Source organism: Arthrobacter sp. LAPM80, assembly GCF_046736435.1.
Taxonomy (GTDB): Bacteria; Actinomycetota; Actinomycetes; order Actinomycetales; family Micrococcaceae; genus Specibacter.
The window spans coordinates 161,099-176,462 of sequence record NZ_JBCHVD010000006.1 but is presented as its reverse complement, the minus strand read 5'-3'; the positions used below and the strand labels follow the sequence as shown (position 1 = coordinate 176,462).

13 protein-coding genes are annotated in these 15,364 nt (G+C 64.4%); 7 read left to right on the top strand and 6 right to left on the bottom strand.

Annotated elements, in window-relative coordinates; translation table 11 throughout:
- Positions 1-62: 62 nt before the first annotated feature.
- Positions 63-1,502: an adenylosuccinate lyase gene (gene purB, locus AAGW05_RS08610; RefSeq protein WP_411804093.1), complete on the bottom strand. Its 1,440-nt coding sequence runs from the start codon at positions 1,500-1,502 to the stop codon at positions 63-65.
- 193 nt (positions 1,503-1,695) lie between these two features.
- Between purB and AAGW05_RS08605 the strand changes: the two genes are divergently transcribed.
- Positions 1,696-2,106 carry a hypothetical protein gene (locus AAGW05_RS08605; RefSeq protein ID WP_411804092.1) on the top strand — a complete coding sequence of 137 codons (411 nt, stop codon included), beginning with the start codon at positions 1,696-1,698 and terminating at the stop codon, positions 2,104-2,106.
- A gap of 20 nt (positions 2,107-2,126) precedes the next feature.
- The gene (locus AAGW05_RS08600) at positions 2,127-3,710 is read left to right on the top strand and encodes a hypothetical protein (RefSeq protein WP_411804091.1); all 1,584 of its coding nucleotides are present in this window, start codon (positions 2,127-2,129) and stop codon (positions 3,708-3,710) included.
- On the opposite strand, the gene AAGW05_RS08595 is transcribed toward AAGW05_RS08600, so the two are convergent.
- Positions 3,707-4,135, bottom strand: coding sequence for a phage holin family protein (locus tag AAGW05_RS08595; RefSeq protein WP_411804090.1), 429 nt, complete (start codon positions 4,133-4,135; stop codon positions 3,707-3,709). The genes AAGW05_RS08600 and AAGW05_RS08595 overlap by 4 nt on opposite strands.
- 65 nt (positions 4,136-4,200) lie before the next feature.
- Here AAGW05_RS08595 and AAGW05_RS08590 point away from each other — a divergent pair, with 65 nt between their 5' ends.
- The 5 genes from AAGW05_RS08590 to AAGW05_RS08570 all read left to right on the top strand — a co-directional run bounded on the left by AAGW05_RS08590 (position 4,201) and on the right by AAGW05_RS08570 (position 10,068).
- Complete coding sequence (locus AAGW05_RS08590) at positions 4,201-5,322, top strand: histidinol-phosphate transaminase (protein ID WP_411804089.1); 1,122 nt, start codon at positions 4,201-4,203, stop codon at positions 5,320-5,322.
- 165 nt (positions 5,323-5,487) lie between these two features.
- Positions 5,488-6,723, top strand: coding sequence for a pyruvate dehydrogenase (acetyl-transferring) E1 component subunit alpha (gene pdhA / locus AAGW05_RS08585; RefSeq protein WP_411804088.1), 1,236 nt, complete (start codon positions 5,488-5,490; stop codon positions 6,721-6,723).
- Positions 6,720-7,694, top strand: a complete 975-nt coding sequence (locus AAGW05_RS08580; protein ID WP_411804087.1) for an alpha-ketoacid dehydrogenase subunit beta — start codon at positions 6,720-6,722, stop codon at positions 7,692-7,694. The genes pdhA and AAGW05_RS08580 overlap by 4 nt, the downstream gene beginning before the upstream one ends.
- Positions 7,695-7,706: 12 nt before the next feature.
- A complete protein-coding gene (locus tag AAGW05_RS08575; RefSeq protein ID WP_411804086.1) occupies positions 7,707-9,119 on the top strand; it encodes a dihydrolipoamide acetyltransferase family protein in 1,413 nt (470 codons plus the stop codon).
- Positions 9,120-9,210: 91 nt separating this feature from the next.
- Positions 9,211-10,068, top strand: coding sequence for an SGNH/GDSL hydrolase family protein (locus tag AAGW05_RS08570; RefSeq protein WP_411804085.1), 858 nt, complete (start codon positions 9,211-9,213; stop codon positions 10,066-10,068).
- Here the strand turns inward: AAGW05_RS08570 and AAGW05_RS08565 are convergent.
- From AAGW05_RS08565 to AAGW05_RS08550, 4 genes are all read right to left on the bottom strand, one after another.
- Positions 10,055-11,368, bottom strand: a complete 1,314-nt coding sequence (locus tag AAGW05_RS08565) for a PLP-dependent aminotransferase family protein (RefSeq protein WP_411804084.1) — start codon at positions 11,366-11,368, stop codon at positions 10,055-10,057. The two genes, AAGW05_RS08570 and AAGW05_RS08565, sit on opposite strands and share 14 nt — an antisense overlap.
- A gap of 198 nt (positions 11,369-11,566) precedes the next feature.
- A complete protein-coding gene (locus AAGW05_RS08560; protein WP_411804083.1) occupies positions 11,567-12,376 on the bottom strand; it encodes an alpha/beta fold hydrolase in 810 nt (269 codons plus the stop codon).
- 389 nt (positions 12,377-12,765) lie between these two features.
- Positions 12,766-13,878: an alanine dehydrogenase gene (ald, locus tag AAGW05_RS08555; RefSeq protein ID WP_411804082.1), complete on the bottom strand. Its 1,113-nt coding sequence runs from the start codon at positions 13,876-13,878 to the stop codon at positions 12,766-12,768.
- A complete protein-coding gene (locus AAGW05_RS08550; protein ID WP_411804081.1) occupies positions 13,875-15,329 on the bottom strand; it encodes an ATP-binding protein in 1,455 nt (484 codons plus the stop codon). The genes ald and AAGW05_RS08550 overlap by 4 nt, the downstream gene beginning before the upstream one ends.
- Positions 15,330-15,364 lie beyond the last annotated feature (35 nt).

Below are 15,364 nucleotides of genomic sequence, written 5' to 3'. Positions count from 1 at the left end.
GATCGCAAACTTGGGTGCCGGTTTTGAACTTTCTCCGAGCGATGCCCAGGGAGAGGGACCTGCTACTTCAGGTGGTCCACCAGGGACTCGGCGATGCCGATGTACTTGCCAGGGGTCAGGGCCAGCAGGCGGTCCTGCGCACCTGCCGACAGGCCAAGGCCCGAGACGAACTCCTGCATGCGGGCTGCATCCACGCGGTGGCCACGGGTCAGGTCCTTGAGGCGCTCGTAGGGGTCTTCCATGCCCTCGACGCCGGCGATGGCCTCGGCGCGCATGACCATCTGAATGGCCTCGGCGAGTACCTCCCAGTTGTGGTCGAGATCGTCGGCCAGCACGGCCTCGGCGGTGTCCAGACGGCCCAGGCCGCCCAGGACGTTGTTGATGGCCAGCAGCGAGTGGCCGAACGCCACGCCGATGTTGCGCTGGCTGGAGGAGTCGGTGAGGTCGCGCTGCCAGCGGCTGGTGACCAGGGTTGCACCCAGGGTGTCAAGCAGGGCGTTGGAGAGTTCAAGGTTGGCTTCGGCGTTTTCGAAGCGGATCGGGTTGACCTTGTGCGGCATGGTCGAGGAACCCGTGGCGCCCGGAACCGGGATCTGCGCGAAGTAGCCGATGGAGATGTAGCTCCACACGTCGGTGCACAGGTTGTGCAGGATGCGGTTGAAGCGTGCCATGTCGGCGTACAGCTCGGCCTGCCAGTCGTGGGATTCGATCTGTGTGGTCAGCGGGTTCCAGGTCAGGCCCAGGGCCTCAACGAAGGACTTGGCGACGTCTTCCCAGTTGGCTTCCGGTACGGAGGCGTAGTGGGCGGAGTAGGTGCCGGTGGCGCCGTTGATCTTGCCCAGGAACTCGGTCTTGGCGATGCGGTCAAGCTGGCGGGTCAGGCGGTGCGCCGTAACTGCCAGTTCCTTGCCCAAGGTGGTGGGCGTCGCGGGCTGGCCGTGCGTGCGGGAGAGCATCGGCACGGCACGGTTTTCCTGCGCCATTTCAGTAATCTTTGCAACGAGCGTGCGTGCTGCCGGCAGCCACGCATCCTCGACGGCACCCTTGACGCCCACGGCGTAGGAGAGGTTGTTGATATCTTCGCTGGTGCAACCGAAGTGGACAAGCGGCTTCAGGCGCTCCAGGTCCAGGGCGGCAAGGCGGTCTCCGATGAAGTACTCCACGGCCTTGACGTCGTGGACGGTGACCTTTTCAATGTCGGCCAGCTCCTGCACGGATGCGGCATCGAACTCGGTCACGATGGCGCGCAGGCCGGCCTGCTGCTCGGCAGTCAGGGGCTCCGTGCCGGGCAGGACGTTGTTGCTTGTCAGGTGGATGAACCACTCGACCTCGACGGCAACGCGGTCACGGTTCAGGGCGGCCTCGGACAGGTAGTCGACCAGCGGCGCGACAGCGCCCGAGTAACGACCGTCAAGCGGGCCCAGGGCGATGCGCTCGGATGAAGCGGCCAGGGACTTGCGGCCGGAAGGGATGCGGGCAGTGGCGTTAGCGGAATCAGACATGGCCCAATTCTTCCATGAACCGCCGATTCCTCCACAGCCGGGGCAGGACGCAGGGAAATCAACAATCTGGGCGGTTCCGCTGGTGCGGCAAGTCGGGGCTTTCTATGCTGGCCATGGTGGCGGGGTTGATTTGCAGGGTGCAGGGGTCTGGGGCTGCCTTCACAGATCAGGCCCGCACGGACAGGAGGGGTCGATGGAGCAGTTGGGAATGTTTGCCACGGGGCCGCCGGGAAGCGCAGGTGTTGGGCTCGGCGCCGCGGCTGGGCCGCCCGCCGACGCCGTGTCAGTTGTGGCCCAGCGGCTGGCGGGGGTTGCCCAGGAACTTCAAGCATTGCAGGGGGACCTGCGGCGTCTTGACAGCGTCGATTGGAATTCGGCCGCTGCCGCCGCGTTCCGCACATCCCTGGCCGAGGAGGATGCTGCCTTCACGTCGACCCGGCGGCAGGTTGAGGCTGCCGTTGATGCACTGACCGGGTACTGCATGTATCTGCGTGCTGCAGCCGATCCCTCCGGGGGCGCCGGCGCTACGTGGCGGGAGAATCCGGGCATTGGTCCGGGCTGGGGCGGCGCGTTGGGGATGGGCAGGGCCTGGCAGCAGTTTTAGCTGGGATTGGAGGGTTCGACATGGTGGATCAATCAGGGGATGGAACGACGTTCGACTTCACGGGCGGGTTCGGTTCCGCGAGCTTTACCGTTGCGGAAATCACCGGTGCCGGCACCGCGCTGCACAGGATCGCGCAGCTCCTTGACCTGCTTGCGGACAGGCTGAGGTCTGAATGGCTGTGGCTGGGCGAAGCGACAACAGGCGCGGCCGTCCAACCGCATGGAAGTTTGGCGGCCATGCGGGATGCCTGGTGGCAGTGCCTTGGCCTGCAAGGCGGAATCATGGCGCTCGCCGCCCAGGCCACGCAGGCGGCAGCCAACTATGCCGATACGGAGGTGCGCACCATGAACGCTGTGGGCAGAGCCGGCCGCATGAAGGCGCTGGGAGACGGCCTTGGCGCATGGAGGTGGGGACCGCTGTTCCCCTTGAAACTCGGGGCCGATCTCGTCGGGTGGCTGAACACCGCCAAACGGGACGGGTTGCGGGATGCCGTGGAGCAAATTCTCAACCAGGGCGGTGCCTATGCGGCCGGTGCCATGGGCCCTGGAGTGGCGATGATGTACCTGCTCTCCGAACCGGGCAGGAGGGATGCCGGTGCTGACGGCATCCGTACGGCGTTCGTCCTCCGGAAATTCTTCGATGCAACAGGGCTGGCCCGTCCCGGACACCTGGCTGTGCGGCAGGTGCCGGCTGCGGAATGGGAGCCGTCCATTGCGCCGTACCACCAGCCGGGGCAGGCGATCCCATCAGGTGGTCAACCGTGGACCATCGAAGCGGGCATTCGGGGCGTCCTGAGCGGCAGCAACGACGCCTACAAATACCCGCCCGGTTCCATCGGGGTCGTGCGGATCGTGCGGCCGGACGGAACAAACGTCTGGGTGGTGCACCTGCCGGGGACGGAGGACTGGTCCACGGTCGACAGTTCAAACCCCTTTGACATGGAGGGCAACATGGAAGGACTCACGGCGGCCCGCCAGCAAGAGTTCAAACAGCACGAGGTGGTTGTGCAGCAATTGATCAGGGAAGCCCTCAAGGCATCGGGCGCGCTGCCCGGCGAGGATGTGCTGCTGACAGGACACAGTGGTGGCGGCATCCAGGCCGCTACAGCAGCGGCCAACCCGGCATTCCTGGCCGATGTGAACGTGAAAATGATCGTCATTGCCGGATCGCCGGCGAAGAATTCCGGTGTGGGTGATGACATCCCCGTGATTGACCTGCAAAATGAGAACGACATTGTCACAGCCGCGGACTACGGGCCGCCGGCACCTTCTAGGAACTGGGTGACAGCCACCTCGCACCGGCCACCCATGGCTGAAGGTGGCGGCTTGGGCGCTTCTTTGGGGGAGGCGCACTCCCTGGAGAACTACCTGGGGGATGCCGCGGCGCTTGACCAGAGTGAGGAACCGTCCGTTGCCGCTTCAGGTCGGGCTCTCAGGTCACTTCTGGGGGTTGGCGCCGCGGGGGTGGCCGTCGGCGGGACCAAATGGGTTTATCAGGGCCGCGACGTCGACGACAAGCCCGCAGTCAACAAGCCCGCCAGCGGCAAAGCCACAGACAACAAACCCGCCAACGCCAGGGACAGGCCCAGACCCGGTGCTCGCTAGCGGCGTGAGCCGGACTTGCCCAGGTTGCCGACCACCAAGGAAACCAGGCTGATGATCAAGGCGGCGAAAATCGCGGTCCAGAAGAAATCATCAATCGTAAGGTGCGCAGGCGTGAAGGAAGTGACCCAAGCGGTCAGCCACAGCATGGCGGCGTTGATGACAATGGTGAACAGGCCAAGGGTCAAAAACGTCACGGGCAGGCTCAAAAGCTTCACCACCGGCTTGACCAGGGCGTTGACCACACCAAAGACCAGCCCGATGAACAAGTACGCCAGGACGGTGTTGATGGTGTTCGCGCTGCCCTCGGTGCCGCCGACGTTGTTGGCAACAATCGTGGTGGAGGCAATATTCATCCCCGGGAGGATCCAGCTGGCAATCCACAGGCCAAGGGCATTGATCACTACTTGAAGGATGAATCTTTGCATGGGTTCATGATTCCACAGTCCGCTGACCGCAAGCTGGTGTGCCGGCACTGTCATAAGCTAGTGACATGACCGAGACAAAGAACACAGCACCTTCCGGCGTTCAGCCACGCCCCGTTGTGGGCCGACTGCCCAAATACGCGGCGGGGAAGCCGCCGGCGGCCGTGCTTGGTCTTGAAAGCTTTAAGCTCGCGTCCAATGAGAACCCGCTTGGACCGGTTCCTGCCGTCCTGGAGCTGCTGCGCAGCGGACTCGAAGTCCACCGCTACCCCGACACCAGCTCCACCCTCCTGCGCAACGCACTGTCAGACTTCCTTGACGTCCCAGCCGAGGACATCGTCACGGGTGCCGGAAGCCTGGGCGCGCTGAACCAGATCCTTGCCGCATTCTCCGGCCAGAACGAGGACGGCGCCCAGGACGAGGTTCTTTACGCATGGCGTTCCTTTGAGGCCTACCCCATCTGCATCGGCCTGGCCGGCGCAAAGAGTGTCCAGGTCCCGGTGCGCGCCGACGGAACCCACGACCTTGACGCCATGGCAGAGGCAGTCACCGAACACACAAAGGTTGTCCTTCTGTGCACCCCGAACAACCCTACGGGGCCGGCACTGCGCTCGCAGGAAACCGAGGACTTCATCCGCCGCGTCCCCTCCAATGTGGTGATCGTCATTGACGAGGCGTACCAGGAATTTGTCCGTGCCGACGATGCCGTGGACGGCGTCGAGCTGTACCGCAGGTACCCCAACGTCATGGTGCTGCGGACATTCTCGAAAGCGCATGGACTGGCCGGCCTGCGTGTCGGTTATTCCATTTCGCAGCCGGAGGTCACGCAGTACCTGCGCGCAGCGGCAACGCCGTTCGCTGTGTCGGGCATCGCCGAAAAGGCCGCCGTTGCATCGCTTGAAAACTACAGCCAGGTTGTGGAAAGAGTACAAAGCCTGGTGGATGAGCGCTCACGGGTCGTGGCCGGGCTCAAGGACCTGGGCTGGGACGTCCCGGACGCCCAGGGAAACTTCGTCTGGCTTGAACTTGGCCCGAACACGCAGGAGTTTGCGGCTTTGACCCTTGAGCATGCCCTTTCGGTGCGGGCCTTCGGCGATGAGGGCGTGCGCGTCAGCATCGGCGAAGTTGAGGCAAATACGCGATTCCTTGAAATCTGTGCGGCCTATACAAAACAGCCACGGCGTTCCTAGCGGTTAACGGAGGCATGGTTTGCCTATCTGTACCGCTACAGTTGTAAATCGAAAACGTATATATATGCGCTTTCGGGAACGTATTCCCGAAGGGGCATATATCGATACCAGCGAGTCGGGACAGGGCGCATGATGCCCCTGGGAATCGGCAGACGAGGAGACAGCATGGGCGCCGCCCATCAGGCTGCCAGTGATTCAGCCAGCACAGCTTCGGACGCACCAGTGCGCCCGCAGGCGGGGGAGTCCGCCGGCGTGCTGCAAGAGAACGCCGTAGGCCCGGACGAGGCCGTCCAGCTCCTTGACGAGCACGGGGAGCCCCGCCACGATGCGACCTTCAGCCCCTACATTGAGGCGCTGGACCCGGATGTCCTGCGCGGTTTTTACCGTGACATGGCCACCGTGCGCCGCTTCGACACCGAGGCAACCGCCCTCCAGCGCCAGGGTGAACTGGCCCTCTGGGTCCCTGTCGTCGGCCAGGAAGCGGCCCAGATCGGCTCCGGCCGCGCCATGAACAAGGCCGACTACGCGTTCCCCACCTACCGCGAACACGGCGTGGCCCTGACCCGCGGACTTGACCTGGCCGACCTGCTGAAACTGTTCCGCGGTGTCACCAATGGCGGCTGGGACCCCCGCGAGAAGAACTTCCACCTCTACACGCTGGTGCTGGCAGCCCAGACACCGCACGCCGTCGGCTACGCCATGGGCATCTCCCGCGACCTGGCTGCCGACCCCGCAACGGAACCGGCCGCCGTCGTGGCCTACTTCGGTGACGGATCAAGCAGCGAGGGCGACGTTCACGAGTCGATGATCTTCGCAGCCTCCTTCGACGCGCCCGTCGTATTCTTCTGTCAGAACAATAACTGGGCCATTTCCGTACCCTTCGAGGTCCAATCAAGGGTTCCGCTTGTCAACCGCGCCGGCGGGTACGGAATTCCGGGCATCCGCGTTGACGGAAACGACGTCCTTGCCGTGTACGCCGTGTCCAAATGGGCGCTTGACCATGCACGCGATGGCCACGGGCCGGTGCTGATTGAGGCCTCCACCTACAGGATCGGCGCGCACACCACGGCCGATGACCCCACCAAGTACCGCCTGAACGCCGAAGAGGAAGCCTGGAAGGCCAAGGACCCGCTGGCGCGCATGGAAACCTACCTGCGCGCCGAGAACCTTGCCGATGACGCCTTCTTTGAACAAGTCAAGAACGACGGCGACGAGCTGGCCGCCCACGTCCGCAAGGCAACGCTCGCGCTGGGTGGGGCCGACATCCGCCAAAAGTTTGCCACGGTCTACGCCCAGGCACACCCGCTGGTGGCCGAAGAGCTCGCCTGGTTTGAAAATTACGAGGCGTCCTTCGCCGACGCCGCACCACAGAATTCCAACACGCAGGGCGGTGCCGCATGACCACGATGACCATTGCCAAGGCCATCAACGAAGGCCTGCGTGCCACGCTGGCCAAGGACCCCAAGAGCTTCCTCATGGGTGAAGACATTGGTTCACTCGGCGGCGTCTACCGCGTCACCGAGGGGCTGAAGAAGGAATTCGGCGCCCACCGCGTCATGGACACCCCCTTGGCCGAGTCGGGCATTGTCGGCACGGCCCTTGGCATGGCCCTGCGCGGCCACAGGCCCATCTGCGAGATCCAGTTCGACGGCTTTGTGTTCCCGGCCTTCAACCAGATCACCACGCAGTTGGCGAAGATCCACACCCGTTCCGACGGCCAGCTGAGCGCCCCTGTCGTCATCCGCATCCCTTACGGCGGCGGCATTGGCTCGATCGAGCACCACTCCGAATCGCCCGAGGCGCTGTTTGCCCATACGGCAGGGCTGCGCATCATCACCCCCTCCAACGCCAACGACGCCTACTGGATGATCCAGCAGGCCGTCGAGTGCAAGGATCCGGTGATCTTCTTTGAACCCAAGCGCCGCTACTGGCTCAAGGGCGAGGTCGACACCGAGAACTCACCCGGCGACCCGTTCAGGGCCCACGTTGTGCGCCAAGGCACCGACGCCACCCTTGTGGCCTACGGCCCCCTGGTTCCCGTTGCCCTGGCCGCCGCCAATGCCGCGGCCGAGGACGGGCACAGCGTTGAGGTCATCGACCTGCGTTCCATCTCCCCGATCGACTTTGACACTGTTGAAGCATCGGTCAACAAGACAGGCCGGCTGGTGGTGGCCCACGAAGCACCCACCTTTGGCGGCATCGGCGGCGAAATCGCCGCACGCATCAGCGAACGGTGCTTCTACTCGCTCGAAGCCCCCGCCATCCGCGTCGGCGGCTTCCACATGCCCTACCCCGTGGCGCGCGTTGAAGAACACTACCTGCCGGACATTGACCGCATGCTTGAGGCGTTGGACCGCGCCTTCGCATTCTAGGAAGGCCGCACCATGTCTAAGCCGTCACTTTTCAACCTCCCCGACGTGGGCGAAGGCCTGCTCGAAGCCGAAATTGTCTCCTGGAAAGTCAAGGAAGGCGACGTCGTTGCCGTCAACGACGTCATTGTGGAGATTGAAACAGCCAAGTCCATCGTTGAGCTCCCCTCGCCCTACGCGGGAATCGTGGCCCAGCTGATGGTCGCCGAGGGCGAAACAGTGGATGTTGGCACGCCCATCATCGCCATTGGTTCAGAGGTTTCCGCCCCGGTCTCGCCTGCCGAAGCCGTTGCTGCACCCGCTGCCGCACCGTCCGTTGCCGCACCGTCCGTTGCCGCACCGTCCGTTGCTGCGTCGTCTGTTGCTGCACAGTCCGAGCCCGATGAGCCGGAGTTAAAGCCGCTTGTCGGTTCCGGACCCAAAGCCGACGCCGTCAGGCGCCGCCCGCGGATTGCGGCGGCATCCGCCGTGCCTGCCGCAGCGACGTCCCCCGCCCCGGTCCCGGCGTCGAACGTTGCGGTGCCCGTGACGGCCAAATCGAACCGCGTCCTGGCCAAGCCGCCTGTCCGCAAGGCCGCGAAGGACCTTGGCATCGACCTCAATGACGTTCCCGCGACAGGTGTGCGCGGCGAGGTCACCAAGAAGGACCTGTTCAGCTACCAGGACCAGCGCACCGCCGAGACCGGGCGGGCAGGATCGTTCTGGACGCCGTCGGCCGGCACTGCCATCCTCGATGACCCCCGCATTGAGCGCATCAAGGTCAAGGGCGTGCGCAAGGCGACGGCAAAGGCCATGGTTGACAGCGCGTTCTCGGCACCCCATGTAAGCATCTTTGTCGACGTGGACGCCTCGCGCACCATGGAATTCGTCAAGCGGTTGAAGGCATCGCGCGACTTTGAGGGCATCAAGGTCTCACCGCTGCTGATCCTGGCCAGGGCCGTCATCTGGGCCGCGGCACGCAACCCATCGGTCAATGCGACGTGGGCTGGCGATGAGATCATCGTCAAGCACTTCATGAACCTCGGCATTGCCGCCGCTACCCCGCGCGGGCTCATGGTGCCGAACATCAAGGACGCGCAGGACCTGTCCCTGAAGGAACTGGCCCTTGCGCTGAACGAGCTTGCCGCCACCGCGCGTGCGGGCAAGACCCGACCGGCAGACATGCAGGGCGGATCGCTGACCATCACCAACATCGGCGTCCTGGGCATCGACACCGGCACGCCGATCATCAACCCCGGCGAAGTGGCCATCGTGGCCTTCGGAACCATCAAGCAAAAGCCGTGGGTTGTCGATGGCGAGGTTGTCCCGCGTTGGATCACCACGTTGGGCGGCTCGTTCGACCACCGTGTGGTCGACGGCGACCTGTCGGCGCGTTTCATGGCCGACGTCGCCGCCATCATGGAGGAACCCGCACTCCTGCTGGACTGAACTGGCAGGATCTGCTGGATGGCGGCGGTTTCACAGCAAACATCCAGCGCACGTCCGGCAGCACCGCAAACAGCCGCCGCATTCTGGAACCATGAGAGGCAACCCTTTATCAGGGAAGGACCCTTCGGCGCATTCCAGATTGCGCCGGGGAGGTGCCCTGTCGCTTGCCCGGATCGTTGCCTGGCAGGGCCGGGCGGTACTGGCCGGTTTTGTGGTGGTGCTTGCGGTCGTGGGACTGGCTGCCGTCGCCTACGCCGACGTTCCGCCGTGGGGGGCCGTCAAATCCGTCCAGGTCGATGTCATTGGCGATTCGCTGAGCACGGGCTTCAGGACGCCCGGGGACACCTGGCCGGGGCAGGCGCAGGCGCTTGTCAAGAACATGGGCCTGAAGGCCGACATCACGAACGCCTCAGAGAACGGGGCAGGCTACGTCCAGCCGGGTGAGCTGGGCGACGTGTTTGAGGACCTCGTGAACAGGATCGTCAATTCACAGTCCCAGGTGGTGGTGCTGTTTGGATCCGACAACGACACCGGGGACCCCGGCCTGGCCGCAGCGGCGCAGGCGACGCTGGCACGGGTCAAGGAACTCGCCCCCCATGCAACTGTCATTGTGGTCGGGCCGACCTCCGAATCCGGGGACCCCGGTGAAACGCTGGGGGAGATCCGCCAGGTCGTGTCCCAGCAGGGGGCCGCCATTGGCGCCCGTTTTGTTGACCCCGTTGCCCTTGGCTGGTTCCAGGGAACCGCAGCACAGTTCCTCAGCAGCGACCTCGAGCATCCCAATGTCGCAGGCGAAACGTACCTTGCCCAGCATATGGGCGCCATCCTGGCGCCGGCCATCAAGTCGGCCATGCTCCAGGACCAGCTGCGCCGGAAGATTTCCACCGACGCCGTTTCAGCCGGGTTAGGGAAGCACAGGCGCCCGGCGGCCCAGCCTATTTTACCGTGATGGCCTCCGCCAGCACCGGCGCCAACCGTCTGACGCCTTCGTGCAGGGTTTCCGGCGGAACGGCGCTGAAGGCAAGGCGCAACTTGTTGCTGGGGCGTTGGTGGCTGGAGAAGGCCGCACCCGGAATGAAGACAACCCCCGCATCAATTCCCTTGTGCAGCAGCGGGTAGGTGTCGATGCCCTCAGGAAGTGTCAGCCACACAAAGAAGCCACCTTCGGGTCGGGTCCAGGTGACCCCTGCGGGCATGAATTCCTCCAGCGCCGACAGTAGTGCCGCGCAGCGCTCGGCGTAGAGGGCGCGGTAAGTGTCGATCTGGCCGCGCCAGTCGTAGTCGCGCAGGTACGCGCTGACAAGCAGCTGGTTGAACGTGGGTGGGCACAGTGTGACGGCCTCGCTGGCCAGGTAGTAGCGCTGCTTGAGATGTGCCGGGACCAGCGCCCAGCCAATGCGGAGCCCGGGGGCGAAGATCTTCGAAAATGACCCCAAGTACAGCACGTCATCGGGGTTTGCCGCGCGCAGGGGTGCCGGCAGGACGCCGTCGAACTTCAACAGGCCGTAGGGGTTGTCTTCAAGCACCATAATATTCGCATCGCGGCATATGTCGACGATTTCCTGGCGGCGCTCGGGTGCCAGCATCACGCCGGAGGGGTTGTTGAAGTTGGGGATTGTGTACAACAGCTTGATGCGCCTGCCCTGGCCCTGCAGGTCGGCGATGCGCTCCCGCAGTGCTGACGGGATGATGCCGTGCTCGTCGCCGGCGACAGCCTGGACATCGACCTCGAACGCCTCAAACGTATTCAAGGCCCCTACGTAGGTGGGGTCTTCGAGAAGGATGACGTCGCCCGGGTCGCAAAAGACCTTTGCGGCAACGTCCTGTGCCGATTGGGACCCGGCCGTGATGACCACATTTTCCGGATCGGCGTCGAGGATGCCTTCAGCTGCCATGACCTCGCAAATCTGGGTGCGCAGCTCAAGCGTGCCCTGCCCGCCGCCATATTGCAGCGCCTCAAGGCCGTGGTCGGCAATGATTGATGCGGCAGTGGCGGCTAGGCGCTCCAGCGGCAGCGACTGTAGGTACGGGTTGCCGCCGGCAAGCGAAACGAGACCGGGCTGCATGGAAATATCGAAAACATCACGCACCGCCGACTGCTTGATGTTCGCGGCCCGGGCCGACAACAGGGCTTCGTGCCTGTGGCTGCCGGTTTCGGGCGAGGCGGAGTGGGCCCGGGAGAGGGCATCGACTGCTTCTTCTGACAGGACTTCTGCGGCGGCGTTGGCGTCGGAGGCTTGAGTATTCACGTGCTCAGGATATAACCATTGTTGCTAAATAGGCATCAAAAGTTTTTTAGCAAGCGCCTGCCATTGCGGGTTCAGCGCCCTACTCAACGGTTTCCCGTTGATGGCGAGGCTGCCGGATCTCCCAATGGAGGACACTGCCACATCCTGACTTCTGCGACGCATTGCTCAGCCGCGGCCTGCCGTGCAGCGGCCACGCCGTCACTGGGAGGATGTTTCCGCAGGTGTGTCCTTCAGGAACCGGGCAATCCGCTCCGCCAGGACAGCCGGTTCCCAGCTGTGGTTGGCGGCCGGGATCCGCTCAAACTTGGCCCCGGGGATGTTCGCGGCGATGGATTCGGCGGCGGGGGTCATGATGGGCTCGGTTTGTTCGCCCACCAGGGCAAGCGTTCGCGCACTGATGGCGGAAAAGAGCTCGGCGCGCGGGGCGGACTGGGCCCAGGCCAGCGACTGAGAATCCGGCTCAAGTGACGGCCCCATGGACGTCATGACGGGCCAGCCGGGGCTGTGGCGGGCCCCGTCCAGCCATTCCGGAGGCATGTCCTTCATGAAGTACTCGATGGTTTCATCGGGCGTGCCGCTGGCAATCCTTTCGCGCAGCCCGGCCAAAAATTCGGCGCCGTCGGTGCCCAGCTCTTCGCCCAGTGGCACCTCAAAGAGCACGAGGCCCGAAATCCCGAGCCCCGCAGCGGCTGCTGCGAGGCTGATGGCGCCCCCTGATGAGTTTCCCACCAACGTTACGGGGCCCCCGGCAGTGGCGATGAGGGCGCGGAGATCCTCAATGGTGTCGGCCAGGGTGAACGACGGCGCGATGGCGCTTTCGCCGCGACCCCGCCTATCGAAATTGATCACCGTAAAACCCTCGGCCGCCAACAGTGCGGCCATTGCTGATGTTGCTGAATCGAACGCACGGAACTGCATTGCGCCCCCAACCAGTAGCACGACGGGACCTGCGCCCTGGGAGTCGTACGCGATGCGGGTTCCGTCCGCGGACGTGACATGGCTGCTCATCAAAGCTCCTTGACTGTTCGTGGCTGAGGCGTGCCGGCGGCCGTTCGGGTCGATTTGACGGGCAGCGCCCTTCACCAGTGACGCTACTGCCCGGGCGGGGTCATGTCCATGAATTCCCCCGGAAACGTCGTCGAATTGGGTAACGCAGAAAGGGCTCCGCTGGCAGTACCGCATTCCGGCCATGATTGCTACGAAGGCTGGCACAATCATTACCGCCTATGCCGGGCGCCTGGTGCAGGATTACATGGTGCGCTCTCGCTGTGCATCCGCCGACGAATGCGCACCCGACACCTTCGGCGCCGACGACGGACCCGAGCGCAGGCCCACGATTCGCTGCTGTCAGGCCGTGGATTGCTTTCGCTGCTGATCGGTGCGGACGCGAAAACTGACTAAATCAGCGACTTCCAGTCGTGGGACAGCACCAGGCCGTGCGCCGTCGCCACCGAATGGTGCGTGACCGATCCGCCCGCAACGTTCAGTCCGGCCAGCAGGACGGGATCGGAGCCAAGTGCCCCGCGGACGCCAAGGCTGGCCAAGGCCAGCGTGTAGCGCAGGGTGACATTGGTCAGCGCGTAGGTTGATGTGTTGGGGACGGCGCCGGGCATGTTCGCCACACAGTAAAACAGCGAGTTGTGGACCTTGAACGTTGGATCTGCGTGCGTTGTAGGGTGCGTATCGGCAAAACAGCCGCCCTGGTCAACTGCAATGTCCACCAAAACCGAGCCAGGCAACATCCGGGACACCAGTTCGTTGCTGACAAGCTTGGGGGTCTTGGCGCCGGGAATGAGCACCGATCCGATGACCAGGTCTGCCTGCACCAGCGACCGCTCGATCTCGAAGGCGTTCGAAGCCACGGTCTTCAACCGGCCCTGATAGTGGTCGTCGAGTTCCTGCAGGCGGGCGATGTTGATGTCCATGATTGTCACGTCGGCTCCGGCACCGATGGCCATGGCTGCGGCGTGCGTGCCGGAAACCCCGGCGCCGAGGATGGCCACATTGGCAGGCCGAACCCCGGGGACACCGCCCAGGAGCATGCCCTTGCCGCCGAACGGGGCCGTCAGGTACTGCGCGCCAACCTGCACCGACAGGCGCCCCGCAACGGCAGACATCGGCGCCAGCAGCGGAAGGGTGTTTCCAAGCTGCACCGTCTCATAGGCAATGGCGGTGACGCCGGAAGTGAGCAGGGCGTGGGTCAGCTCGGGCTCCGCGGCGAGGTGCAGGTAGGTAAACAGCACCAGCCCCTTGCGAAAGTGCACGTACTCGCTGCTGACAGGTTCCTTGACCTTGACCACCATGTCGGAGCGCGCCCACAGTTCCGCGGCGTCAACCACGATCTCCGCGCCCGCCGCCACATATTCGACGTCGGTGATGCCCGAGCCCACACCCGCACCGTTTTGGACCAGCACGGTGTGGCCGTTGCGGACCAGCTCATGCACCCCGGGGGCCGTCATGGACACGCGAAATTCATTGTTCTTCACTTCTTCGGGAACACCGATGATCATGATGGTACTTCCTCGCCAAAATCGTTGCCTGGATGATTGCCAAATTCACTGTTGCTGCCCGCCGATCCACGGCCCGCCGGTCCGCTGCCCAGCAGGCTGCGGGTCAGTGCCGCGCCGTCGGCCATAAGCTCGCTTGCGGCACGGCTGAGGTGCCCGTCCCCGGGGGACTGGCCTGTCAGGGATGCGGCGAGCACCGCCCGGCGGACGAGCTCCTTGGTGAACGACGCCGTTGTCCCTGCGGTCTGTGCCGCTGCCGCTGCCAACGCATCGGGGGAGAAACCGATCCCCTGCGAGTAGAGGCGCAGCAGTCCCTCACGCTCATGAAGGGAGGGCAGTGGAATCTCCACGGCCAAATCGACGCGCCCGGGCCGCTGCGCCAGGGCACGTTCAAGCATGTCCACGCGGTTTGTTGTCAGGACAAAGGCCACGTCGGCGTCGTTGGCGAGGCCGTCCATGGCATCAAGGACCTCGAAGAGCAGCGGTTGCGGACCGTAGCTGAAACTTCTGTCCTCGGCGATCAGGTCGCAGTCCTCCAAGACGATCATCGAGGGAGCAAGCGCACGGGCCAGCTTGGCCGCCTCGGATATCCGGGCCAGGGAAGCACCGGACAGGAGTACGGCGGTGGTGCCTTCGCTGCGGCTGAGCAGGTACCGCACAGTGTGTGTTTTTCCCGTGCCGGGCGGGCCGTAGAGAAGAAGTCCGCGTTTGAGGTGTTGGCCGTGGGCCATGAGGGCGGCCGCGTTCCGCCCGATCCCCAGGGTGTGCGCCTCGACCCGCGCCAGGACGCCGTCGGGCAGGATGACATCACCGCTGCCAAGGTCCGGCCGTGCATGGAAGGCCACCCCGCCCACGCTTGGCCCGTAGTCGCTGACAGCAAGGGATATGACCTGGCCCTTGAATACGCTGCGTGTCTCCATGCCTTCGCGCAGTTCCGTCAGCAGTGCGGCGGCAGTTTCGGGCTCAGCCGTGAGAACCTCAAGGGTGGCCTGCTGTCGGCCGAATTGCGGGTTCGCCGCGCGCTGCATCACCGCTGCGGGGGAGCCTGCGCGGCTGAACAGCCGCAGCCCGAGGGAAACCACCTGTCGCTGTTCGTCGGGGCCGACGGCAACATTGCTGTAGTCGGGCTGGGACAGCGGAAATTGGGCCCAGATCAGCGATTGCTGGATCATGTCGCTCAAGGACATGTGGTTGCGCTGGTCGCCGCCGCCGATTCCCACCAGCCGGCTACCCGGGTCCTCTGCCGCCATTTCGGCAAGCAAAATATCAAGATCGACCAGGCGGTGGGCCGGAAAATCCTCCACCACAACGCTCAGCCCGGCCGCGGGGGTGCCAAGGTGGCGCTCCAGGTCCCGCAGCAGCCGCGTGCCGTCGGGCACGGCGGTGGACGCCTGCCTGGCCAGGTCCGCAACTTCGTTGAAATCGGTGAAAAATTTCCCCAAGACATCGTCCATGGGGCTGACCCTAGCAGGGCGGACGGGGCAGCAGG